This window comes from Pseudomonas sp. Pseusp18 (assembly GCF_059506005.1).
Window position 1 is genome coordinate 4,491,709 of the sequence record NZ_CP169240.1, and the last position, 21,385, is coordinate 4,513,093.

The 21,385-nt window shown below is 60.6% G+C and carries 20 protein-coding genes; 19 read left to right on the plus strand and 1 reads right to left on the minus strand.

Translation table 11 applies throughout. The features are described from left to right. Positions 1–121 precede the first annotated feature (121 nt). From acnA to ACEN9A_RS19975, 3 genes are all read left to right on the plus strand, one after another. Positions 122–2,863: an aconitate hydratase AcnA gene (acnA, locus tag ACEN9A_RS19965; RefSeq protein WP_258670141.1), complete on the plus strand. Its 2,742-nt coding sequence runs from the start codon at positions 122–124 to the stop codon at positions 2,861–2,863. 111 nt (positions 2,864–2,974) lie between these two features. Further along, positions 2,975–3,766 (plus strand): CPBP family intramembrane glutamic endopeptidase, encoded by a 792-nt coding sequence (locus ACEN9A_RS19970; protein ID WP_019648296.1) that lies wholly within the window; start codon positions 2,975–2,977, stop codon positions 3,764–3,766. Positions 3,767–3,873: 107 nt separating this feature from the next. Next, on the plus strand, positions 3,874–5,439 hold the full coding sequence (locus tag ACEN9A_RS19975) for a methyl-accepting chemotaxis protein (RefSeq protein WP_019579905.1): 1,566 nt from the start codon (positions 3,874–3,876) through the stop codon (positions 5,437–5,439). A 113-nt stretch (positions 5,440–5,552) separates the two neighbouring features. Here the strand turns inward: ACEN9A_RS19975 and ACEN9A_RS19980 are convergent, their stop codons facing one another. Then, positions 5,553–6,227 (minus strand): alpha/beta family hydrolase, encoded by a 675-nt coding sequence (locus ACEN9A_RS19980; RefSeq protein ID WP_258670145.1) that lies wholly within the window; start codon positions 6,225–6,227, stop codon positions 5,553–5,555. Between the two features lie 109 nt (positions 6,228–6,336). Here ACEN9A_RS19980 and ccoN (ACEN9A_RS19985) point away from each other — a divergent pair, with 109 nt between their 5' ends. The 16 genes from ccoN (ACEN9A_RS19985) to hemN all read left to right on the plus strand — a co-directional run bounded on the left by ccoN (ACEN9A_RS19985) (position 6,337) and on the right by hemN (position 21,299). Continuing rightward, positions 6,337–7,761 carry a cytochrome-c oxidase, cbb3-type subunit I gene (ccoN, locus tag ACEN9A_RS19985; protein WP_007942213.1) on the plus strand — a complete coding sequence of 475 codons (1,425 nt, stop codon included), beginning with the start codon at positions 6,337–6,339 and terminating at the stop codon, positions 7,759–7,761. 10 nt (positions 7,762–7,771) lie between these two features. Beyond that, complete coding sequence (ccoO, locus tag ACEN9A_RS19990; protein WP_007942211.1) at positions 7,772–8,380, plus strand: cytochrome-c oxidase, cbb3-type subunit II; 609 nt, start codon at positions 7,772–7,774, stop codon at positions 8,378–8,380. 3 nt (positions 8,381–8,383) lie between these two features. Further along, positions 8,384–8,584 (plus strand): cbb3-type cytochrome oxidase subunit 3, encoded by a 201-nt coding sequence (locus tag ACEN9A_RS19995; RefSeq protein WP_018925303.1) that lies wholly within the window; start codon positions 8,384–8,386, stop codon positions 8,582–8,584. After that, positions 8,581–9,534 (plus strand): cytochrome-c oxidase, cbb3-type subunit III, encoded by a 954-nt coding sequence (gene ccoP, locus ACEN9A_RS20000; protein WP_018925302.1) that lies wholly within the window; start codon positions 8,581–8,583, stop codon positions 9,532–9,534. The genes ACEN9A_RS19995 and ccoP (ACEN9A_RS20000) overlap by 4 nt, the downstream gene beginning before the upstream one ends. A 482-nt stretch (positions 9,535–10,016) precedes the next feature. Next, positions 10,017–11,459 (plus strand): cytochrome-c oxidase, cbb3-type subunit I, encoded by a 1,443-nt coding sequence (gene ccoN, locus ACEN9A_RS20005; protein WP_007942208.1) that lies wholly within the window; start codon positions 10,017–10,019, stop codon positions 11,457–11,459. Beyond that, positions 11,459–12,067: a cytochrome-c oxidase, cbb3-type subunit II gene (ccoO, locus tag ACEN9A_RS20010; RefSeq protein WP_018925301.1), complete on the plus strand. Its 609-nt coding sequence runs from the start codon at positions 11,459–11,461 to the stop codon at positions 12,065–12,067. Before ccoN (ACEN9A_RS20005) ends, ccoO (ACEN9A_RS20010) begins: the two co-directional genes overlap by 1 nt. A 5-nt stretch (positions 12,068–12,072) precedes the next feature. After that, positions 12,073–12,258 (plus strand): CcoQ/FixQ family Cbb3-type cytochrome c oxidase assembly chaperone, encoded by a 186-nt coding sequence (locus tag ACEN9A_RS20015; RefSeq protein WP_003175465.1) that lies wholly within the window; start codon positions 12,073–12,075, stop codon positions 12,256–12,258. Continuing rightward, entirely contained in the window at positions 12,255–13,238 is a 984-nt protein-coding gene (ccoP, locus tag ACEN9A_RS20020) for a cytochrome-c oxidase, cbb3-type subunit III (RefSeq protein ID WP_258670150.1), read from the plus strand. Before ACEN9A_RS20015 ends, ccoP (ACEN9A_RS20020) begins: the two co-directional genes overlap by 4 nt. 179 nt (positions 13,239–13,417) lie before the next feature. Then, on the plus strand, positions 13,418–13,672 hold the full coding sequence (locus tag ACEN9A_RS20025) for a type II toxin-antitoxin system Phd/YefM family antitoxin (RefSeq protein ID WP_258674205.1): 255 nt from the start codon (positions 13,418–13,420) through the stop codon (positions 13,670–13,672). After that, positions 13,672–14,082, plus strand: coding sequence for a type II toxin-antitoxin system VapC family toxin (locus ACEN9A_RS20030; protein WP_258670152.1), 411 nt, complete (start codon positions 13,672–13,674; stop codon positions 14,080–14,082). The genes ACEN9A_RS20025 and ACEN9A_RS20030 overlap by 1 nt, the downstream gene beginning before the upstream one ends. A 205-nt stretch (positions 14,083–14,287) precedes the next feature. After that, complete coding sequence (ccoG, locus tag ACEN9A_RS20035) at positions 14,288–15,703, plus strand: cytochrome c oxidase accessory protein CcoG (protein ID WP_258670154.1); 1,416 nt, start codon at positions 14,288–14,290, stop codon at positions 15,701–15,703. 11 nt (positions 15,704–15,714) lie between these two features. Then, positions 15,715–16,254: a FixH family protein gene (locus ACEN9A_RS20040; RefSeq protein WP_019579898.1), complete on the plus strand. Its 540-nt coding sequence runs from the start codon at positions 15,715–15,717 to the stop codon at positions 16,252–16,254. A 187-nt stretch (positions 16,255–16,441) separates the two neighbouring features. Further along, positions 16,442–18,892, plus strand: coding sequence for a heavy metal translocating P-type ATPase (locus tag ACEN9A_RS20045; RefSeq protein ID WP_258670156.1), 2,451 nt, complete (start codon positions 16,442–16,444; stop codon positions 18,890–18,892). A 22-nt stretch (positions 18,893–18,914) separates the two neighbouring features. Next, the gene (gene ccoS, locus ACEN9A_RS20050) at positions 18,915–19,133 is read left to right on the plus strand and encodes a cbb3-type cytochrome oxidase assembly protein CcoS (RefSeq protein ID WP_019648288.1); all 219 of its coding nucleotides are present in this window, start codon (positions 18,915–18,917) and stop codon (positions 19,131–19,133) included. Next, positions 19,126–19,809: a sulfite exporter TauE/SafE family protein gene (locus ACEN9A_RS20055; RefSeq protein ID WP_258670160.1), complete on the plus strand. Its 684-nt coding sequence runs from the start codon at positions 19,126–19,128 to the stop codon at positions 19,807–19,809. Before ccoS ends, ACEN9A_RS20055 begins: the two co-directional genes overlap by 8 nt. 107 nt (positions 19,810–19,916) lie before the next feature. After that, positions 19,917–21,299, plus strand: a complete 1,383-nt coding sequence (hemN, locus tag ACEN9A_RS20060; RefSeq protein WP_258670163.1) for an oxygen-independent coproporphyrinogen III oxidase — start codon at positions 19,917–19,919, stop codon at positions 21,297–21,299. Positions 21,300–21,385 lie beyond the last annotated feature (86 nt).

Consider the following 21,385-nt stretch of genomic DNA (forward strand, 5'->3'; position numbering starts at 1 on the left):
TTCGGAACCTTGGACTTGCCCTTAGGGTCCAGTTATTAGCCTTAAGCACCAAACAGGACTAGGTTTAAACCTCTGCCCTTCCCTCAGTCCGTAGCCGTGTGGACTTAAAGGAGTCATTTCAATGCCGTCCCTCGATAGCCTGAAAACCCTTAAAACCTTACAAGTCGACGACAAGACCTATCACTATTTCAGCCTGCGCGAAGCCGCCAAGAGCCTGGGCGATCTGGACAAGCTGCCGATGTCGTTGAAAGTGTTGCTGGAAAACCTGCTGCGCTGGGAGGACGAGAAAACCGTCACCGGCGCCGACCTCAAGGCGATTGCCGCCTGGCTCAAGGAGCGTCGCTCCGACCGCGAAATCCAATACCGCCCCGCGCGGGTATTGATGCAGGACTTTACCGGTGTCCCGGCCGTAGTCGACCTGGCCGCCATGCGCGCCGCCATGGCCAAGGCCGGTGGCGACCCGCAGCGCATTAATCCGCTGTCGCCGGTGGACCTGGTGATCGACCACTCGGTGATGGTCGACAAATTCGCCAGCAGTAGCGCCTTCGAACAGAACGTCGACATCGAAATGCAGCGCAACCACGAGCGTTACGCCTTCCTGCGCTGGGGCCAGAGCGCCTTCGACAACTTCAGCGTGGTGCCGCCGGGCACCGGCATCTGTCACCAGGTAAACCTTGAATATCTGGGTCGCACCGTCTGGACCAAGGATGAGGACGGCCGCACCTATGCCTTCCCCGACACCCTGGTCGGCACCGATTCCCACACCACCATGATCAACGGCCTCGGCGTACTCGGCTGGGGCGTCGGCGGGATCGAAGCGGAAGCGGCGATGCTTGGCCAACCGGTGTCGATGCTGATTCCGGAAGTGATCGGCTTCAAACTCACTGGCAAGCTCAAGGAAGGCATCACCGCCACCGACCTGGTGCTGACCGTCACCCAGATGCTGCGCAAGAAAGGCGTGGTCGGCAAATTCGTCGAGTTCTATGGCGACGGCCTCGCCGACCTGCCGCTGGCCGACCGCGCAACTATTGCCAACATGGCTCCGGAATATGGCGCCACCTGCGGCTTCTTCCCGGTAGACGAAGTGACACTGGAGTATTTGCGCCTGTCCGGCCGCACAGCACAAACCGTGAAACTGGTGGAGGCCTACAGCAAGACTCAAGGCCTGTGGCGCCTACCTGGCAAAGAGCCGGTGTTCACCGACAGCCTGGCCCTGGACATGGGCAGCGTCGAGGCCAGCCTCGCCGGGCCGAAACGCCCACAAGACCGTGTCTCGTTGCCGAATGTCGCGCAAGCGTTCACCGACTTTCTCGGCTTGCAAATCAAACCGACCAGCAAGGAAGAAGGTCGCCTCGAAAGTGAGGGCGGCGGTGGCGTCGCGGTAGGCAACGCCGATCTGATCGGTGAAGCGGACTACGCCCACGAAGGCCATACGCATCGGCTGAAAAACGGTGCGGTGGTGATTGCCGCGATCACCTCCTGCACCAACACCTCCAACCCCAGCGTGATGATGGCGGCTGGACTATTGGCAAAAAAAGCCGTGGAAAAAGGCCTCAAGCGCAAACCCTGGGTCAAGAGTTCGCTGGCCCCCGGTTCGAAAGTGGTCACCGACTACTACAAGGCAGCCGGCCTGACCCACTACCTCGACCAACTCGGCTTTGCCCTGGTCGGTTATGGCTGCACCACCTGCATCGGCAACTCCGGGCCGTTGCCGGAGCCGATCGAAAAAGCCATCCAGAAAGCTGACCTGACCGTCGCCTCGGTGCTGTCGGGCAACCGCAACTTCGAAGGCCGTGTGCATCCGCTGGTGAAAACCAACTGGCTGGCCTCCCCGCCCCTGGTCGTCGCCTATGCATTGGCCGGCACGGTGCGCATCGACATCAGCACTGAGCCCTTGGGTAACGACAAGGACGGCCACCCGGTTTACCTGCGAGACATCTGGCCGAGCACCAAGGAAATCGCCGACGCGGTGACTCAGGTGAACACCGCGATGTTCCACAAGGAGTACGCCGAAGTGTTCGCCGGCGACGAGCAGTGGCAAGCCATCGAAGTGCCGCAGGCGGCAACTTATGTCTGGAACAACGATTCGACCTATATCCAGCATCCGCCCTTCTTCGATGACATTGGCGGCCCTGCGCCAGTGGTCAAGGATGTCGAAGGAGCGAAAGTCCTCGCGCTGCTCGGCGATTCGGTAACCACCGACCACATCTCCCCCGCCGGCAACATCAAGGTCGACAGCCCTGCCGGCCGTTACCTGCGTGAGCAAGGGGTGGAACCGCGGGACTTCAACTCCTACGGCTCGCGTCGAGGCAACCACGAAGTGATGATGCGCGGCACCTTCGCCAACATCCGCATTCGCAACGAAATGCTCGGTGGTGAAGAAGGCGGCAACACGATTTACATTCCGACCGGGGAGAAGCTGCCGATCTACGACGCGGCCATGCGTTACCAGGCGTCGGGCACGCCGCTGGTGGTGATTGCCGGGCAAGAATACGGCACCGGCTCGAGCCGTGACTGGGCGGCCAAGGGCACCAACCTGCTGGGGGTCAAAGCCGTCATCGCAGAAAGCTTCGAGCGGATTCACCGTTCAAATCTGGTGGGCATGGGCGTGTTGCCGCTGCAGTTCAAGCTGGATCAGAACCGCAAAAGCCTGAACCTCACCGGCAAGGAAACCCTGGACATTCTTGGCCTGACGGGCGTCGAACTGACTCCGCGGATGAACCTGACACTGGTCATCACCCGTGAAGACGGCAGTAAGGAAAAGGTCGAGGTGCTGTGCCGGATTGATACGCTGAACGAGGTGGAGTACTTCAAGGCCGGAGGGATTTTGCATTACGTGTTGCGGCAATTGATTGCCTCGTAACAGCCAGCTGACAACGACACCGCCTTCGGGCGGTGTTTTTGTTTGGGCGACGTATGTCTCTATAATTGCGCGCCCCAAGAAAACAGGCACCTCCGCCCTCAAGGACTTCAAATGATCGCTCTGCCATGGATCTATCTGGCACTTCTCTCGCTCGGCTACAGCCTGGCTTTGATCTACGGCCATCTCGGCTGGCTGGCTGCCATTTCTTTCGGGTTACTGCTGATCGCCGGTTTCGCCGTTCGCCAACAACAGATTCCCCTCGGCCGCCACCTCGGCCACGGCTTGTTCATCGTCCTGGCGGTGGCGCTGGCGACACACTGGCTTCCCGGTTTCTACAACGGTCGCGCTATCGATCCCCTGCGTTTCACCGACGATGCCGTGCGGTTCGCCATGTACCTGAATCAGGACAAACCCCTGATCGGCTTTTGGCTGTTGCTGGTTTGTCCGTGGATTATCGGCCGGCGCTCCCTGCGCCTGTCCGTGTATGCCACCGCCCTCGCCCTGACCGTGAGTGCCGTACTGGCTCTGGGTGGTGCGCTATTGCTGGGCGTGATCAGTTGGGCACCGAAATGGCCGGATCAGGCCTGGCTGTGGATGCTGAACAATCTGTTGCTGGTGACGCTGGTGGAAGAAGCGCTGTTTCGCGGCTACATCCAGGGCGGTCTGAGCCGGCAGTTCAAACACCTGCCTTATGGCGAAAGCCTCGCGCTGGTGCTCGCATCATTGCTATTTGGCCTCGTTCATCTGGGCGCAGGCTGGCAATGGGTGTTACTGGCCAGCCTGGCCGGTGTCGGCTATGGCCTGGCTTACCGTTTCGGTGGGTTGGCCGCCGCCATCGCCACCCATTTTGGTTTGAATCTGCTGCATTTCGGCTTGTTCACGTATCCGATGCTCGCGGGATGATGACGCAGCGGTCGTTTTGCGACGCGTTACTGATTTATTGAAAAAAAACTTCAATAAATGCCTGACGATGCCGATACACCATCAAAGCCTTGCGGATTGAAAAAGCCATGCGTAACAACCAGCCCATTACACAACGCGAACGGACCTTCCCGGCGCAGCAACGGTTGATTTCCACCACCGATGCCAAGGGCATGATCACCTACTGCAACGATGCTTTCATCGAAATCAGCGGGTTTTCGCGTGAGGAACTGATCCGTGCGCCGCATAACCTGGTTCGTCATCCCGACGTCCCGGCTGCGGTGTTCGCGCACATGTGGGGCACACTGAAACAAGGCTTGCCATGGATGGGCATTGTCAAGAATCGCTGCAAGACCGGTGACCACTACTGGGTTAACGCCTATGTCACACCGGTGTTCGAAGGCAATCAGGTGATCGGCTACGAGTCGGTGCGGGTCAAGCCCACCGCCGAGCAGATCCGCCGTGCCGAAGCGCTCTACCAACGCATCAATCAGGGCAAGTCAGCCGTTCCTCAAAGGGATAAGTGGTTGCCGGTGCTTCAGGACTGGCTGCCGTTCATTCTGGTCAGCCAGTTGAGCTTCATGATCGGCGCCACCCTGACGTCGCAATGGGGCTTCGCCCTCGCCGCCGGTCTTTCGGTGCCGTTGGGCTTGATGGGCTTGAGCTGGCAACAGCGCGGCATCAAGCGTTTGCTGCGCCTGGCCGAACAGACCACGTCCGACCCGCTGATCGCGCAGATGTACACCGACAGCCGCGGTGCCCAGGCACGCTTGGAAATGTCCATTCTCAGCCAGGAAGCTCGCCTGAAAACCTGCCTGACGCGCCTGCAAGACACCGCCGAGCATCTGAACGAACAAGCGAAACAGTCCGACACCCTGGCCCACAACAGCTCCACCGGCCTGGAACGTCAGCGCGTCGAAACCGAGCAAGTGGCGACCGCCGTCAATCAGATGGCCGCTACCACTCAGGAAGTCGCCAGTCACGTGCAGCGCACCGCCGACGCCACTCAGGAAGCCAATCGCCTGACCGGGCGCGGTCGCGACATTGCCGGCGAAACCCGCGAAGCCATCCAACGCCTGTCGGTGGTGGTCGGTGAAACCGGCCTGACCGTTACGCAACTGGCCAAGGACAGCGACGAAATCGGTGGCGTGGTCGATGTGATCAAAGGTATTGCCGACCAGACCAACCTGCTCGCTTTGAACGCTGCGATCGAAGCCGCACGTGCCGGTGAGATGGGCCGTGGTTTTGCGGTGGTGGCCGACGAAGTGCGCCAATTGGCGCAGCGCACCAGCGAATCCACCGGGCAGATCCACGCCCTGATCGCCAAGCTGCAACAAACCGCCAGCACGGCGGTACAAACCATGGAGGCCGGTCATCGCCAGGCTGAAGAAGGTGTTGCGCGGGTATTGGAAGCGGATCAGGCGCTGGTGGGCATCAGCGAAGCGGTGGCCCACATCACTGACATGACCACCCAAATCGCTGCCGCGACCGAAGAGCAAAGTTCGGTGGCCGAAGAAATCAGCCGCAACATCAGCAACATCTCACAACTGGCAGACCAGACCTCGGAACAGGCACAGAACTCGGCGCTGCTGAGTGAAGAACTGACCAAAACCGCGAATACACAGTATTCGTTGGTGGAGCGGTTTAACCGCTGACAACAAAGTCAAAAGATCGCAGGCTGCGCCGGCTCCTACATTTGAACGGCGTACACCCCGTAGGAGCTGCCGAAGGCTCGGGCCGCGTTCGGACGATCTTTTGATCTTGCTTCTCACAGAAACCCGGCGACCTTCTTCGCTGTCGCGTCCAAATGCTGCTCATGCGTAAACCCTGAAGCTTTCAACGGCTTCAGATCATGATCCGCCGCCTCCAGCCAGAACACCTCGATACCCGGCGCCAACGTATAAGCCTCAACGGCCTCACGATTGCCCAGCGCATCGCGCTCGCCCTGCACAATCAACGTCCGTGTCTTTAGCGCAGCCAAATGCTCAACCCGAGGTTTCTCCGGTTTGCCGACGGCATAAAACGGATAACCGAGGCACACCAGCGCATCCGCTTCCAGCTCATCGGCCAAAAGACTGGCCATCCGCCCGCCCATGGACTTGCCGCCAATGGCCAGACGCCCAGTGACATGGCGTCGCACCACGGCGTACACCTCGCGCCAGCATTCCAGCAACTTCGGCGCTGGATTCGGTGGGCGCTTGCCGCCGTCCACTCGCCGCTGGGCCATGTACGGAAACTCGAAGCGCAATACGTTGACGCCTTGATCGGCGAGGCGTGCAGCCATGTCGCTCATCCAGCCGCTGTCCATCGGCGCACCGGCGCCATGGGCGAGAATCAGTGTCGCCGAGGCCGGCACCGAGGCGGCATTCCACAGCCATCCGTGATCCCGCACGCACTGCGCCCATTGATCCCCGTCAATACTGGCCTTGTGCTGTTTGTCCATGCTTGCCTCGCTTTTAGTCTGCCTATAACTCCAGGCGAAGGGAGCGTCTGCCTTGCGGCTTACTCGCAAAGACAGGCCCTCACTTCGGCTGAACCGTGGATGGGGAACCATGAACACTTCTATCAGTACCGCCTACAACTACAAGGTGGTCCGCCAATTCGCCATTATGACGGTGGTGTGGGGCATCGTCGGCATGGGGCTCGGGGTTTTTCTCGCCGCCCAGTTGGTCTGGCCCGAACTCAACTTCAATCTGCCATGGACCAGTTTCGGCCGGTTGCGCCCGCTGCACACCAACGCGGTGATCTTCGCCTTCGGCGGCTGCGCGTTGTTCGCCAGTTCGTTCTACTCGGTACAGCGTACCTGCCAGACTCGATTGTTTGCGCCGAAAATCGCCGCGTTCTGCTTCTGGGGCTGGCAACTGGTGATCCTGTTGGCGGCGATCAGCCTGCCGCTGGGTTACACCAGTTCCAAGGAATACGCCGAACTGGAATGGCCGATCGACATCCTGATCACCATCGTCTGGGTGGCCTACGCCATCGTGTTCTTCGGCACGATCATGCAGCGCAAGACCAAGCACATCTATGTCGGTAACTGGTTCTTCGGTGGATTCATCATCACCGTGGCAATCCTGCATATCGTCAACAACCTGGAATTGCCGGTGAGTCTGACCAAGTCCTACTCGCTGTACTCCGGTGCGACCGATGCCATGGTGCAGTGGTGGTACGGCCACAACGCCGTAGGCTTTTTCCTCACCGCAGGTTTCCTCGGAATGATGTACTACTTCGTGCCGAAACAGGCCGAACGCCCGGTGTATTCCTATCGCTTGTCGATCGTGCACTTCTGGGCGCTGATCACCCTGTACATCTGGGCCGGTCCCCACCACTTGCACTACACCGCGCTGCCGGACTGGGCGCAGTCGCTGGGCATGGTGATGTCGCTGATCCTGCTGGCGCCGAGCTGGGGCGGGATGATCAACGGCATGATGACCCTGTCGGGTGCCTGGCATAAGTTGCGCAGCGACCCGATCCTGCGCTTCCTGGTGGTGTCCCTGGCGTTCTACGGCATGTCGACCTTCGAAGGGCCGATGATGGCGATCAAGACGGTCAACGCCCTCTCCCACTACACCGACTGGACCATCGGCCACGTTCACGCCGGCGCGCTCGGCTGGGTGGCGATGATTTCCATTGGTGCGCTGTACCACATGATCCCGAAAGTCTTCGGCCGCGAGCAGATGCACAGCATCGGCCTGATCAACGCGCACTTCTGGCTCGCCACCATCGGCACCGTGCTGTACATCGCCTCGATGTGGGTCAACGGCATCGCCCAGGGCCTGATGTGGCGCGCAGTCAACGAGGACGGCACGCTGACCTACTCCTTCGTCGAAACCCTGGTGGCCAGCCATCCTGGCTTCATCGTGCGACTGGTGGGCGGCGCGATCTTCCTCAGCGGCATGCTGCTGATGGCTTACAACACCTGGCGCACCGTGCGGGCCTCGCAGCCTGCCGAAGCCGTCGCTGCCGCGCAGATCGCCTGAGGAGTCCGCCATGAAACACGAAACAATCGAGAAAAACGTCGGCCTGCTGATGTTGCTGATGGTGTTCGCCGTGAGCATCGGCGGCCTGACCCAGATCGTCCCGCTGTTCTTCCAGGACGTGACCAACAAACCGGTGGAAGGCATGAAGCCCTACACCGCGCTGCAACTGGAAGGTCGCGACATTTACATCCGCGAAGGCTGCGTCGGTTGCCACTCGCAAATGATCCGCCCGTTCCGCGCCGAAACCGAACGCTACGGCCATTACTCGGTAGCCGGGGAAAGCGTGTGGGATCACCCGTTCCTCTGGGGCTCCAAGCGCACCGGGCCGGACCTGGCGCGAGTCGGCGGGCGCTACTCCGAAGACTGGCACCGCGCGCACTTGTACAACCCGCGCAACGTGGTGCCGGAATCGAAGATGCCGGCGTATCCATGGCTGGTGGCCAACCCGCTCGACAGCAGCCACACCGAAACCAAGATCCGCGCCATGCGCACCCTCGGCGTGCCGTACACCGACGAAGACATTGCAGGCTCAGTCGCTTCGCTCAAGGGCAAGACCGAGATGGACGCGCTGGTCGCCTACCTGCAAGTGCTCGGCACTGCCATCAAGAGCAAGAGGTGAGTCATGGTCATTGATATGAGCACAGGCCTGATCCGCGGCCTCGGCACAGTCGTGGTGTTCGTGGCCTTCGTCGGCCTGACCCTGTGGGTGTTCAACAGCAAGCGCAATCCGCAATTCGCCGAAGCGCGCCTGCTGCCGTTCGCTGACGAGCCGCAACCCGAAACTACCCAAGAATCTGCAACAACAAGGAGTGCCCGGCCATGACCACCTTCTGGAGTGCGTGGATCTGCGTACTGACCATCGGCAGCCTGATCGGCCTGACCTGGCTGCTGATCGGCACTCGCCGGGGCGAAACCAAGGGCAGCGTCGACCAGACCATGGGCCACAGCTTCGACGGCATCGAGGAGTACGACAACCCACTGCCGCAGTGGTGGTTCATGCTGTTCGCCGGCACCCTGGTGTTCTCGGTCGGCTACCTGATTCTTTATCCGGGCCTGGGCAACTGGAAAGGCATCCTGCCCGGTTATGAAAACGGCTGGACCGGCGTGCACGAATGGGAAAAGGAGATGAGCAAGGCGGACGCCAAATTCGGGCCGATCTTCGCCAAATTCGCAGCAATGCCGGTGGAAGAAGTAGCGAAAGACCCGCAAGCGCTGAAAATGGGCGGCCGCCTGTTCGCCTCCAACTGCTCGGTGTGCCACGGCTCGGATGCCAAGGGCGCGTTCGGCTTCCCCAACCTGGCCGACAGCGATTGGCGCTGGGGCGGCAGTGCCGAGACCATCAAGACCACCATCATGGGTGGCCGGATGGCGGCCATGCCGGCCTGGGGTGAAGTGTTGGGTGAGACCGGGGTGAAGAACGTCGCCGCGTACGTGCGTCACGAATTGGCCGGCCTGCCGCTGCCAGCCGACAGTGGTGCCGACGTGCAAGCCGGACAGCAACTGTTCAGCACCACCTGCGTAGCCTGTCATGGGGCAAACGGCCAGGGCACTGAAGCCATGGGCGCGCCGAATCTGACGCACCCGGCCGGTTTTATCTACGGTACCAGCCTGGCGCAACTGCAACAGACTATTCGCCATGGTCGCCAGGGCCACATGCCGGCGCAAAACGAACTGCTGGGCAACGACAAGGTGCAATTGCTGGCCGCTTATGTGTACAGCTTGTCCCACGGAGTCGGCACCGAGCGTTTGCAGGCACAAGGCAAAAGCGAATAATTTTTGACCGCTCTGCTGCCGCATTCTGCGGAATGCGGCAGTTCCCTGCCTCTTTGCGACCCATTGTCGCACCCTCCCGTTCCCCTTCCTTTCGGTTCACCAGATTCGGGTCTAAGCTTGCTCGGTGCGGACTGGCATGAGTCGGTTCCAGGTCGATTTTACCCGATGTGTTCGACGATTCTGTTCGATGACAGGCCGCAAAGGCTGGTAGATACCGGCTGTCGCGCAAATTGCCGTCTGTCCCTCGATCGTTACGTTTGAACACACCCCGTTACATCTGACTTGAACCCCTCGCCTTTTTCATCCGCTGCGACATTTTGTCAGAGGGCAATTTTGTCCTTACGCGGCGCATGGAAAGGCCGCAGAATCAGGTTTTGAAAGCATTGACCCAGGTCATGGCGCGTTGCAATGACCCCCCGCTTTCTCCATACTTGCGGCCGATTTTTACTCCTAATAAAACACCCAAACCGTGGAACCTTAGAATGAGCACAGCAATCAGTCCGACTGCTTATAACTATAAGGTAGTCCGCCAGTTCGCCATCATGACGGTGGTCTGGGGGATCCTTGGCATGGGGCTTGGTGTCTTCATCGCCTCACAGCTCGTATGGCCGGAATTGAACTTCGGTCTGCCGTGGACGACTTTTGGACGCTTACGCCCGTTGCACACCAACCTGGTGATTTTCGCCTTCGGTGGTTGTGCTCTGTTTGCCACTTCTTATTACGTCGTGCAGCGAACCTGCCAAACGCGACTGATCTCCGACAGCCTCGCGGCCTTCACCTTCTGGGGTTGGCAAGCGGTGATCGTCGGCGCGATCGTGACCTTGCCGATGGGTTTCACCACCACCAAGGAATACGCGGAACTGGAATGGCCCCTGGCTATTCTGCTGGCCATCGTCTGGGTCACCTACGGTCTGGTGTTCTTCGGCACCATCGTCAAGCGCAAGACCAAGCACATCTATGTCGGTAACTGGTTCTACGGTGCCTTCATCGTCGTGACCGCGATGCTGCACATCGTCAACCACATGTCGCTGCCGGTCAGCCTGTTCAAGTCCTACTCGGCCTACGCGGGTGCGACCGACGCGATGATCCAGTGGTGGTACGGCCACAACGCCGTGGGCTTCTTCCTGACCACCGGTTTCCTGGGGATGATGTACTACTTCGTGCCGAAGCAGGCCGAGCGTCCGATCTACTCCTATCGCCTGTCGATCGTGCACTTCTGGGCGCTGATCACCCTGTACATCTGGGCCGGTCCGCACCACCTGCACTACACCGCACTGCCGGACTGGGCTCAGTCCCTAGGCATGGCGATGTCGATCATCCTGCTGGCTCCGAGCTGGGGCGGCATGATCAACGGCATGATGACCCTGTCGGGCGCCTGGCATAAGCTGCGCACCGACCCGATCCTGCGTTTCCTGGTCGTGTCGCTGGCGTTCTACGGCATGTCGACCTTCGAAGGCCCGATGATGGCCATCAAGACCGTCAACTCGCTCTCGCACTACACCGACTGGACCATCGGCCACGTACACGCCGGCGCCTTGGGCTGGGTAGCGATGATCTCGATCGGCGCCATCTACCACATGATCCCGAAACTGTTCGGCCGTGCACAAATGCACAGCACCGGCCTGATCAACGCGCACTTCTGGCTCGCGACCATCGGTACCGTGCTGTACATCGCGTCGATGTGGGTCAACGGCATCACCCAGGGCCTGATGTGGCGTGCAATCAACGACGACGGCACCCTCACCTACTCGTTCGTGGAAGCGCTGCAAGCCAGCCACCCTGGTTTCATCGTTCGTGCCCTGGGCGGCGCGTTCTTTGCCAGCGGCATGCTGTTGATGGCCTACAACGTGTTCCGTACCGTTCGTGCCTCGGACCCGGCTGAAGCTGAAGCCGCCGCCAAGATTGCTGTAGTTGGAGCTCACTGATGAAGCATGAAGCAGTCGAGAAGAATATTGGCCTGCTGGCCTTCTTCATGGTTATCGCCGTCAGCATCGGCGGCCTGACCCAGATCGTTCCGCTGTTTTTCCAGGACGTTACCAACAAGCCGGTCGAGGGCATGAAGCCTCGTACCGCCCTTGAACTGGAAGGCCGCGACATCTACATCGCCAACGGTTGTGTCGGCTGCCACTCGCAGATGATCCGCCCGTTCCGCGCTGAAACCGAACGCTACGGCCACTACTCGGTCGCCGGTGAAAGCGTCTGGGACCACCCGTTCCTGTGGGGTTCCAAGCGTACCGGTCCGGACCTGGCCCGTGTCGGCGGTCGTTACTCCGATGACTGGCAGCGTGCGCACTTGTACAACCCGCGCAACGTGGTGCCCGAGTCGAAAATGCCGGCTTACCCGTTCCTCGTGGAAAACAAGCTCGACGGCAAAGACACCGCCAAGAAAATGGAAGTCTTGCGCACGCTCGGCGTCCCTTACACCGACGAAGACATCGCCGGCGCCAAGGATGCTGTGAAGGGCAAAACCGAAATGGACGCGCTGGTGGCCTATCTGCAAGGCCTGGGCACCATCATCAAAAGCAAACGGTGATTTAGATGGATATCGGGATGATTCGTGGCCTGGGCACCGTTGTTGTGATGGTGGCCTTCATCGGTCTGGCGTTGTGGGTATTCAGCCCCAAGCGCAAGTCGGAGTTTGAAGACGCGACCTTGCTGCCTTTCGCGGATGATCCCGAAGCCATCAAGCACGTCGAGCAAGCTTCTAGGAGTAACAAAGAATGACTACGTTCTGGAGTCTGTACGTCACAGTCCTCAGTCTCGGCACCATCTTCGCCCTGACCTGGCTGCTGCTGTCCACCCGCAAGGGCCAGCGCGCCGAGCAGACCGACGAGACGGTCGGCCACTCCTTCGACGGGATCGAGGAGTACGACAACCCACTGCCAAAATGGTGGTTCATGCTGTTCGTGGGCACCATCATCTTCGCCCTTGGCTATCTGGTCCTGTACCCGGGCCTGGGTAACTGGAAAGGCCTGCTGCCGGGTTACAGCTACCTCGATAACGACAAGCAGACCGCGTTCGCCAACGGCCAGACCGGCTGGACCGGCGTCCACGAGTGGGAAAAGGAAATGGCCAGGTCGGACGCCAAGTTCGGCCCGATCTTCGCCAAGTTCGCTTCCATGCCAATCGAAGAAGTCGCCAAGGACCCGCAAGCCCTGAAGATGGGTGGCCGCCTGTTCGCCTCCAACTGCTCGGTCTGCCACGGTTCCGACGCCAAGGGCGCTTATGGCTTCCCTAACCTGACCGACGCCGACTGGCGCTGGGGCGGTGAAGCGGCAACCATCAAGACCACCATCATGGGCGGTCGTCACGCCGTGATGCCGGCCTGGGCCGAAGTGATCGGCGAACAAGGCGTCAGCGACGTTGCCGCTTACGTGCTGACCAGCCTCGATGGCCGCAAACTGCCGGAAGGCGCCAAGGCTGACCCGGTTGCCGGCCAGAAGCTGTTCGCTGCCAACTGCGTGGCTTGCCATGGTCCGGAAGGCAAAGGCACCCCGGCCATGGGCGCCCCTAACCTGACTCACCCGGCAGCGTTCATCTACGGTTCGAGCTTCGCTCAACTGCAGCAGACCATCCGTTACGGCCGTCAGGGCCAGATGCCTGCGCAAGAACAGCTGCAAGGCAACGACAAGGTTCACCTGTTGGCCGCTTACGTCTATAGCCTCTCTCACGGTGAGAAAGCGCCGGTGGCAGACGCCCAGTAAGGCAAATGCTTGAAGCAAAAAACGGCCCCGCCAATGAGAATTGGCGGGGCCGTTTTGTTTTAGACACTCTTGCCTGCCCCCTACCGACCAGTGGTAGCGGACCCGTCACCCATGAGGTTGCGATACGACCTGCCGAGTAGTAACGTTTCTACAAAGTACTTTCAAGAGGGTCAACCATGATGGCCATCACCACCATTTCCAGCCGTAAATTCAATCAGGACACAAGTAGTGCCAAAAAAGCCACGCGTCAGGGGCCGGTTATCATCACCGACCGTGGCAAGCCCGCTCACGTACTGCTAAGCATTGAGGAGTACCAAAAATTGACTGGCATAAACGCCAACATCGTCGATCTGTTGGTGATGCCAGAAGCAGCCGACATCGAATTCGAAACCGAGCGTGCCGTGATCATTCATCGCCCCGTGGACCTGTCCTGATGTTTCTACTCGACACCAACGTGATTTCTGAACTACGCAAACCCCAGGCCGATGTAAACGTCGTCGCCTGGGCCAAAAGTGTCATCGCACCACGTATGTTTATTTCGGCCATTACCTTGAAGGAACTGGAGACAGGGGTATTACGAATGGAGCGACGTGACCCCGCGCAAGGGAAGGTTTTGCGTGCGTGGCTGAAGCGACATGTCATTCCGGCTTTCGATGCCAGAATCTTGCCGGTCGACGCCGCTGTGGCGCTACGCTGTGCCAGCCTGCATGTTCCGGACCGCGCCAACGAAAGCGACGCCCTGATCGCAGCGACCGCGCTGGTTCATGGCCTTACAGTGGTCACCCGTAACATCAGCGATTTTCAATCCAGTGGTGTTGCCCTGATCAATCCATGGGCCGATTGAGCGCCAACACTCGCGTAACCGTCCATAATTCACAAGTCAATTGATTCAAGTCATTACACTGTCAGTTGATTTCCACCAACGTGACCAAAGGTCGCACCCTTGAGTTAGAGCTACAGGCGTATCATTGCGCCACTGCAACACCTCTTTTTGACCGCGGTCGGCACGTACTGACCGAGGCATTTTTCCACTGCCGTGGGATGCAATGATGAGCAATCAGATTCCGGTACACGACGTCACTCCACCTGCCAAGAACGCGAACAACAGCGTCGACCTCTACGCCTCTCGAGAAAAGATCTACACCCGCGCCTTCACCGGTCTGTTCCGTAACCTGCGGATGACGGGTGGTGCCGCACTGTTTCTGCTGTATTTCGGCACGGTGTGGCTGAGCTGGGGCGGTCATCAGGCCGTCTGGTGGAACCTGCCGGAGCGTAAGTTCTTCATTTTTGGCGCGACCTTCTGGCCCCAGGATTTCATCCTGCTCTCGGGCATTCTGATCATCAGCGCCTTCGGCCTGTTCTTCATTACCGTGTATGCCGGTCGGGTCTGGTGCGGCTACACCTGCCCGCAAAGCGTCTGGACCTGGATCTTCATGTGGTGCGAAAAGGTCACCGAAGGCGACCGCAACCAGCGCATCAAGCTCGACAAGGCGCCGATGAGTGCCAACAAATTCCTGCGCAAATTCAGCAAGCACACGATGTGGCTGCTGATCGGCTTCGTGACCGGCATGACCTTCGTCGGCTACTTCTCGCCGATTCGTGAACTGGTGATCGACTTCTTCGCCGGTGAAGCCGATGGCTGGTCGTATTTCTGGGTCGGTTTCTTCACCCTCGCCACCTACGGCAACGCCGGCTGGTTACGCGAACAGGTGTGCATTTACATGTGCCCTTATGCACGCTTCCAGAGCGTAATGTTCGACAAGGATACGCTGATCGTCTCCTACGACCCGCGCCGTGGCGAAAGCCGTGGTCCGCGCAAGAAAGGCATCGACTACAAGGCTCAGGGCCTGGGCGATTGCATCGACTGCACCATGTGCGTCCAGGTCTGCCCCACCGGCATCGACATCCGCGACGGCCTGCAAATCGAATGCATCGGCTGCGCGGCCTGCATTGACGCCTGCGACAGCATCATGGACAAGATGGATTACCCGCGCGGCCTGATCAGCTACACCACCGAGCACAACCTGTCGGGGCAAAAAACCCATAAACTGCGCCCGCGCCTGATCGGCTACGCCTTGGTGTTGCTGACCATGATCGCGTTGCTGGTGACCGCGTTCTTCATGCGCTCGCTGGTCGGTTTCGATGTCAGCAAGGACCGCGTGCTGTACCGCGAGAACGCCGAAGGCCGGATCGAAAACGTCTACAGCCTGAAGATCATGAACAAGGATCAGCGCGACCACACCTACGTGCTCGAAGCCACCGGCCTGCCGGACCTCAAGCTGCAAGGCAAGCGCGAGATCAAAGTCGCGGCCGGGGAAATTTTCAGCCAGCCGGTCGAGTTGTCCAGCTCACCGGAGCAACTGCCGTCAAGCACCAACGAGGTGAAATTCATCCTCAAGGATGCCGATGACGCCAGCGTCCACGTTGAAGCCAAGAGCCGATTCATCGGCCCACAAATTCGTTGAGAGAAGTGATCATGCCCGCAGCAACTGCCGCAAGTCCCTGGTACAAGCACCTTTGGCCGTGGATCATCATCGCCATCCTGGCCTGTTCGGTGACCTTGACCCTGTCGATGGTGACCATCGCAGTGAATCACCCGGACAACCTGGTCAACGACAACTATTACGAGGCGGGCAAAGGCATCAACCGCTCCCTGGACCGGGAACTGCTGGCCCAGACCCTGCAACTGCGAGCCAGCGTGCACCTGGATGAGCTGACCGGCGAAGTCGACCTGCGCCTGAGCGGCAACAGCCAACCGAAAACCCTTGAGCTGAATCTGATTTCGCCGACCCAGCCAGAGAAGGATCGCAAGATCACCCTGGCCCGCAGCGAAACCGAACAGGGCCGCTACATCGGCCAGCTGAGCGACAAGGTTGAAGGCCGGCGTTTCGTTGAGTTGTTGGGTGTGCAGGATGACAAGACCTGGCGCATGTTCGAAGAAGAACAGGTCAGCCATGCCAAGGATCTGTTGCTCGGTGATGAGCCGTTGCAAGGTGCTGAAGACCTGAAAAAATAGTCACAACGATCTCCTGTGGCGAGCGGGCTTGCCCGCGTTCGGTTGCGCAGCAGCCGCAGGTTGTCTACTCGATCTATCGAGAAGTTCGCGCTGACTGTCTTTGGGACCGCTGCGCGGTCCAACGGGGGCAAGCCCCCTCGCCACAGAGGCCTTTGGGCCTGCCACAATGGTTTCCATGGCAACAAACATGACCACTCCAACCCCCTGCTACCACTGCGCCCTGCCCGTCCCGGCCGGTAGCCGCTTTACCGCCGCCGTCCTCGGGGATACCCGCGAATTCTGCTGCCCGGGTTGCCAGGCGGTGGCCGAGGCCATCGTGGCCGGTGGGCTGGAAAGTTATTACCAGCATCGCAGCGAAGCCTCGGCCAACCCCGAAGCCTTGCCGGTGCAGTTGGTCGACGAGTTGGCGCTGTATGATCGCGCCGATGTGCAGCAACCCTTTGTCCGCCACGAAGGCGAACTCGCCGAAACCACCCTGTTGATGGAAGGCATCAGTTGCGCCGCCTGCGGCTGGCTGATCGAAAAACATCTTCGCAGCCTGCCGGCAGTGGCCGAGGCGCGCCTGAACCTGTCCAACCATCGCTTGCACGTGCGCTGGGCCGACGCGCAATTGCCGTTGAGTCAGGTGCTCAGCGAATTGCGCCACATCGGTTACGCCGCTCACCCTTATCAGGCCGACCGCGCCAGCGAACAACTGGCCAGCGAAAACCGCCTGGCCCTGCGCCAACTCGGCGTTGCCGGACTGCTGTGGTTTCAAGCGATGATGGCGACCATGGCCACCTGGCCGGAATTCAACATCGACCTCAGCCCCGAACTGCACACCATCCTGCGCTGGGTCGCATTGTTTCTCACTACGCCGATCGTGTTTTACAGCTGCGCGCCGTTCTTCAAAGGGGCAATGCGCGATCTGCGCACCCGGCACCTGACCATGGACGTCTCGGTGTCACTGGCAATCGGCAGTGCCTATATTGCCGGGATCTGGACTTCGATCACCGGGGTTGGCGAGCTGTATTTCGATGCGGTGGGAATGTTTGCGCTGTTCCTGCTGGCTGGGCGCTACCTGGAACGCCGTGCCCGGGAGCGAACCGCCGCCGCGACCGCACAACTGGTCAATCTGTTGCCCGCCTCCTGCCTGCGGCTGAGTGCCGACGGCCAGAGCGAGCGAATTCTGCTCAGCGAGCTGCGCGTGGGCGATCAGGTGCTGGTGCACCCCGGCGCGATCCTGCCGGCCGACGGCAAGATCCTCGACGGTCAGTCGAGCATCGACGAATCCCTGCTCACCGGCGAATACCTGCCGCAACCACGGACCCTGGGCGACGCGGTCACCGCCGGCACCTTGAACGTCGAGGGTGCGTTGACCGTAGAAGTCCTGGCGCTGGGTCAGGACACGCGCCTGTCGGCCATCGTCCGCCTGCTGGATCGCGCCCAGGCCGAAAAGCCGCGGCTGGCGGAAATCGCCGACCGCGCCGCGCAGTGGTTCTTGCTGCTGACGCTTATCGCAGTGGCCGCCATCGGCCTGCTCTGGTGGGAGCTGGATTCATCGCGAGCGTTCTGGATTGTCCTGGCGATGCTGGTTGCGACCTGCCCGTGCGCATTGTCCCTGGCCACGCCGACCGCCCTCACCGCCGCCACCGGCACACTGCACAAACTCGGTTTGCTGCTGACGCGCGGCCATGTACTGGAAGGCCTGAACCAGATCGATACGGTGATTTTCGACAAGACCGGCACCCTCACCGAAGGTCGTCTGGCCTTGCGTTCGATCCGGCCGCTTGGGGCTCTGGCGAGCGATCAATGCCTGAGCCTCGCCGCCGCCCTGGAAAACCGTTCCGAACACCCGATCGCCCGGGCTTTTGGCCGCGCGCCGCTGGCCGCCGAAGAGGTCCACAGCACGCCGGGCCTGGGCCTTGAAGGCTTGGTCGGCGCGCAACTCCTGCGCATTGGCCAACCGGGTTTTGTCTGCGAGCTCAGCGGTGCTCAACTGCCGATGATGCCCGATGAACCCGGCCAATGGCTGCTGCTCGGCGACAGCCAGGGACCACTGGCGTGGTTTGTCCTCGATGACCGTTTGCGCGCCGACGCCCCCGCCCTGCTGGCGGCATGCAAGGCACGCGGCTGGCGCACCTTGCTGCTGTCCGGCGACAGCTCGCCGATGGTCGCCAGCGTCGCCGCCGAACTGGGTATCGACGAGGCCCGTGGCGGTTTGCGCCCGGACGATAAATTGCAGGTGCTGCAACAGCTGCACCTGGAAGGTCGCAAGGTGTTGATGCTCGGTGACGGGGTCAACGACGTGCCGGTGCTGGCCGCCGCCGACATCAGCGTCGCGATGGGCTCGGCCACCGATCTGGCAAAAACCAGTGCCGACGCGGTGTTGCTGTCGAACCGACTCGACGCGCTGGTGCAAGCCTTCAGCCTGGCCCGTCGCACCCGTCGGGTCATCATCGAGAACTTGCTGTGGGCAGCGCTGTACAATGGCCTCATGTTGCCATTCGCCGCCCTCGGCTGGATCACTCCGGTATGGGCCGCGGTCGGCATGTCCATCAGTTCGTTGACCGTGGTGTTGAATGCTTTGCGCCTGACTCGCCTGCCGAGCGCGCCAGCCACCAGCGCCACGCCAGAAACCCGTCCGCTGCCGGCTTGAGCCGCGCGGGCATGGAGTCCAGATGCCAGCTCTCTACGTGATGATCCCGGCCGCGCTGCTGATCGTGGCCATCGCTATCTACATCTTCTTCTGGGCGGTCGACAGCGGTCAGTACGACGACCTCGACGGCCCGGCCCACAGCATCCTGTTCGATGACCAGGACCCGAAGCACACGGCAGCAGTCGACGAGGCCAGCGGCCATCCGGTCAAACCGGACGACAAGGCGCCACCCCATGCTTGAGTTGGCACCGCTTCTGGTCTCTGCGCTGATCCTCGGCTTGCTCGGTGGCGGCCATTGCCTGGGCATGTGCGGCGGCTTGATGGGCGCGTTGACCCTGGCGATCCCCAAGGAACAACGCAGCCGACGCTTCCGATTGTTGCTGGCCTACAACCTGGGGCGGATTCTCAGCTACGCCGCGGCCGGCCTGCTGATCGGCCTGGCCGGTTGGGCCGTGGCCAATAGCCCGGCGGCGATGTTCATGCGCATCCTCGCCGGATTGCTGCTGATCGCCATGGGGCTGTACCTGGCCGGCTGGTGGAGCGGATTGACCCGCATCGAAAGCCTCGGTCGCGGCCTGTGGCGGCATATCCAGCCTATCGCCAACACACTGTTGCCGGTGTCGAACCTGCCCCGCGCCTTACTGCTCGGCGCGCTGTGGGGCTGGCTGCCATGCGGGCTGGTTTACAGCACATTGCTGTGGTCGGCGAGTCAGGGTAATGCGCTGGACAGTGCGTTGCTGATGCTGGCGTTCGGGTTGGGCACCTGGCCGGTGCTGCTCGCCACAGGCCTGGCCGCCGAGCGGGTCACGGCGTTGTTGCGCAAACGCAGCGTGCGCATGACCGGCGGCTTGTTGGTGATGGTGTTCGGCATCTGGACCTTTCCGGGGCCGCATCAGCATTGGTTGATGGGGCATTAAAGGGCAAAAGATCTTGATCTTGACACCCGTTGATGCAAATCAAGATGCCGCAACGTCGCAGCCCCTAGACTCGCCGACACTGCCAGCCTATCCGGGGGAATGCCCGCATGCTCGACGCCATTCGTTGGGACACAGATCTGATCCGCCGTTACGACCTGGCGGGGCCACGCTACACCTCGTATCCGACGGCCGTGCAATTCGACAGCCAGGTCGGCACCTTCGACCTGTTTCATGCCCTGCGCGACAGCCGCAAGGCGCTGCGGCCGTTATCCCTGTATGTGCACGTGCCGTTCTGCGCGAACATTTGCTACTACTGCGCCTGCAACAAAGTCATTACCAAGGACCGCGGCCGCGCCCTGCCCTATTTGCAGCGCCTGGAACAGGAAATCCAGCTGATCGCCTGCCACCTCGACCCCATGCAAAAAGTCGAGCAACTGCATTTCGGCGGCGGCACACCGACCTTTCTCAGCCACGATGAACTGCGTCAGCTGATGGCCCGGCTGCGCAAGCATTTCAATCTGCTGGACGACGATTCCGGCGACTACGGCATCGAGATCGACCCGCGCGAAGCCGACTGGTCGACCATGGGCCTGCTCCGGGAACTGGGCTTCAACCGGGTCAGCATCGGCCTGCAAGACCTCGACCCGGCGGTACAGCGGGCGGTCAATCGCCTGCAAAGCCTGGAAGAAACCCGTGCGGTGATCGACGCCGCCCGGACCCTGCAATATCGCTCGATCAACATCGATCTGATCTACGGCTTGCCGAAGCAGACGCCCGAGAACTTCGCCCGCACCGTCGACGAAGTCATCAGCCTGCAACCGGACCGGCTCTCAGTGTTCAACTACGCCCATCTGCCAGAGCGCTTCATGCCGCAACGGCGGATCAACAGCAACGATCTGCCGGCGCCGGCGCAGAAACTGGAAATGCTCCAGCGCACCATCGAACAACTGACGGCCGCCGGTTACCGCTACATCGGCATGGACCACTTCGCCCTGCCCGATGATGAACTGGCGATTGCCCAGGAAGAGTCGACCTTGCAACGCAACTTCCAGGGCTACACCACCCACGGTCATTGCGATCTGATCGGCCTGGGGGTATCGGCCATCAGCCAGATCGGCGACCTGTACTGCCAGAACAGCAGCGACCTGACCCAGTACCAGAACGCTTTGGCGTCCGCGCAACTGGCCACCAACCGTGGCCTGCTGTGCAATGCCGACGATCGCTTGCGTAGGGCGGTGATTCAGCAACTGATTTGCCATTTCAACCTGGAATTCGCGGACATCGAACAGGCCTTCAATATCGATTTTCGCGGTTACTTCGGCGAGCTTTGGCCACAACTGCAGGACATGGCCGAGGACGGACTGATCGTGTTGGACAATGAAAGAATCACCGTGCTGCCCGCAGGCCGGCTGCTGGTGCGTTCGGTGTGCATGGTGTTCGATGCTTATCTGGGACACAGCAATCGCCAGCGTTTCTCACGCGTAATTTAGAGTATGAGGTTAAATTGTCGCAGGCTGGCCCGAATGTCCTCCCGTGGGGTACCCTTACGTCTTATGCGTGTTTTCCCACAAGGATT

Bases quoted from the DNA above. Each gene is read 5' to 3' on its own strand.
- hemN (WP_258670163.1), top strand. From the start codon at position 19,917: ATGCTCGACGCCATTCGTTGGGACACAGATCTGATCCGCCGTTACGAC.
- ccoS (WP_019648288.1), top strand. From the start codon at position 18,915: ATGCCAGCTCTCTACGTGATGATCCCGGCCGCGCTGCTGATCGTGGCC.
- ACEN9A_RS20015 (WP_003175465.1), top strand. From the start codon at position 12,073: ATGGATATCGGGATGATTCGTGGCCTGGGCACCGTTGTTGTGATGGTG.
- ccoP (WP_258670150.1), top strand. From the start codon at position 12,255: ATGACTACGTTCTGGAGTCTGTACGTCACAGTCCTCAGTCTCGGCACC.
- ACEN9A_RS19995 (WP_018925303.1), top strand. From the start codon at position 8,384: ATGGTCATTGATATGAGCACAGGCCTGATCCGCGGCCTCGGCACAGTC.
- ACEN9A_RS20045 (WP_258670156.1), top strand. From the start codon at position 16,442: ATGACCACTCCAACCCCCTGCTACCACTGCGCCCTGCCCGTCCCGGCC.
- ACEN9A_RS20040 (WP_019579898.1), top strand. From the start codon at position 15,715: ATGCCCGCAGCAACTGCCGCAAGTCCCTGGTACAAGCACCTTTGGCCG.
- ACEN9A_RS19975 (WP_019579905.1), top strand. From the start codon at position 3,874: ATGCGTAACAACCAGCCCATTACACAACGCGAACGGACCTTCCCGGCG.
- ccoG (WP_258670154.1), top strand. From the start codon at position 14,288: ATGAGCAATCAGATTCCGGTACACGACGTCACTCCACCTGCCAAGAAC.
- ACEN9A_RS19970 (WP_019648296.1), top strand. From the start codon at position 2,975: ATGATCGCTCTGCCATGGATCTATCTGGCACTTCTCTCGCTCGGCTAC.
- ccoO (WP_018925301.1), top strand. From the start codon at position 11,459: ATGAAGCATGAAGCAGTCGAGAAGAATATTGGCCTGCTGGCCTTCTTC.
- ccoN (WP_007942213.1), top strand. From the start codon at position 6,337: ATGAACACTTCTATCAGTACCGCCTACAACTACAAGGTGGTCCGCCAA.
- ccoO (WP_007942211.1), top strand. From the start codon at position 7,772: ATGAAACACGAAACAATCGAGAAAAACGTCGGCCTGCTGATGTTGCTG.
- ACEN9A_RS20025 (WP_258674205.1), top strand. From the start codon at position 13,418: ATGGCCATCACCACCATTTCCAGCCGTAAATTCAATCAGGACACAAGT.
- ACEN9A_RS19980 (WP_258670145.1), bottom strand. From the start codon at position 6,227: ATGGACAAACAGCACAAGGCCAGTATTGACGGGGATCAATGGGCGCAG.
- acnA (WP_258670141.1), top strand. From the start codon at position 122: ATGCCGTCCCTCGATAGCCTGAAAACCCTTAAAACCTTACAAGTCGAC.
- ACEN9A_RS20030 (WP_258670152.1), top strand. From the start codon at position 13,672: ATGTTTCTACTCGACACCAACGTGATTTCTGAACTACGCAAACCCCAG.
- ccoP (WP_018925302.1), top strand. From the start codon at position 8,581: ATGACCACCTTCTGGAGTGCGTGGATCTGCGTACTGACCATCGGCAGC.
- ACEN9A_RS20055 (WP_258670160.1), top strand. From the start codon at position 19,126: ATGCTTGAGTTGGCACCGCTTCTGGTCTCTGCGCTGATCCTCGGCTTG.
- ccoN (WP_007942208.1), top strand. From the start codon at position 10,017: ATGAGCACAGCAATCAGTCCGACTGCTTATAACTATAAGGTAGTCCGC.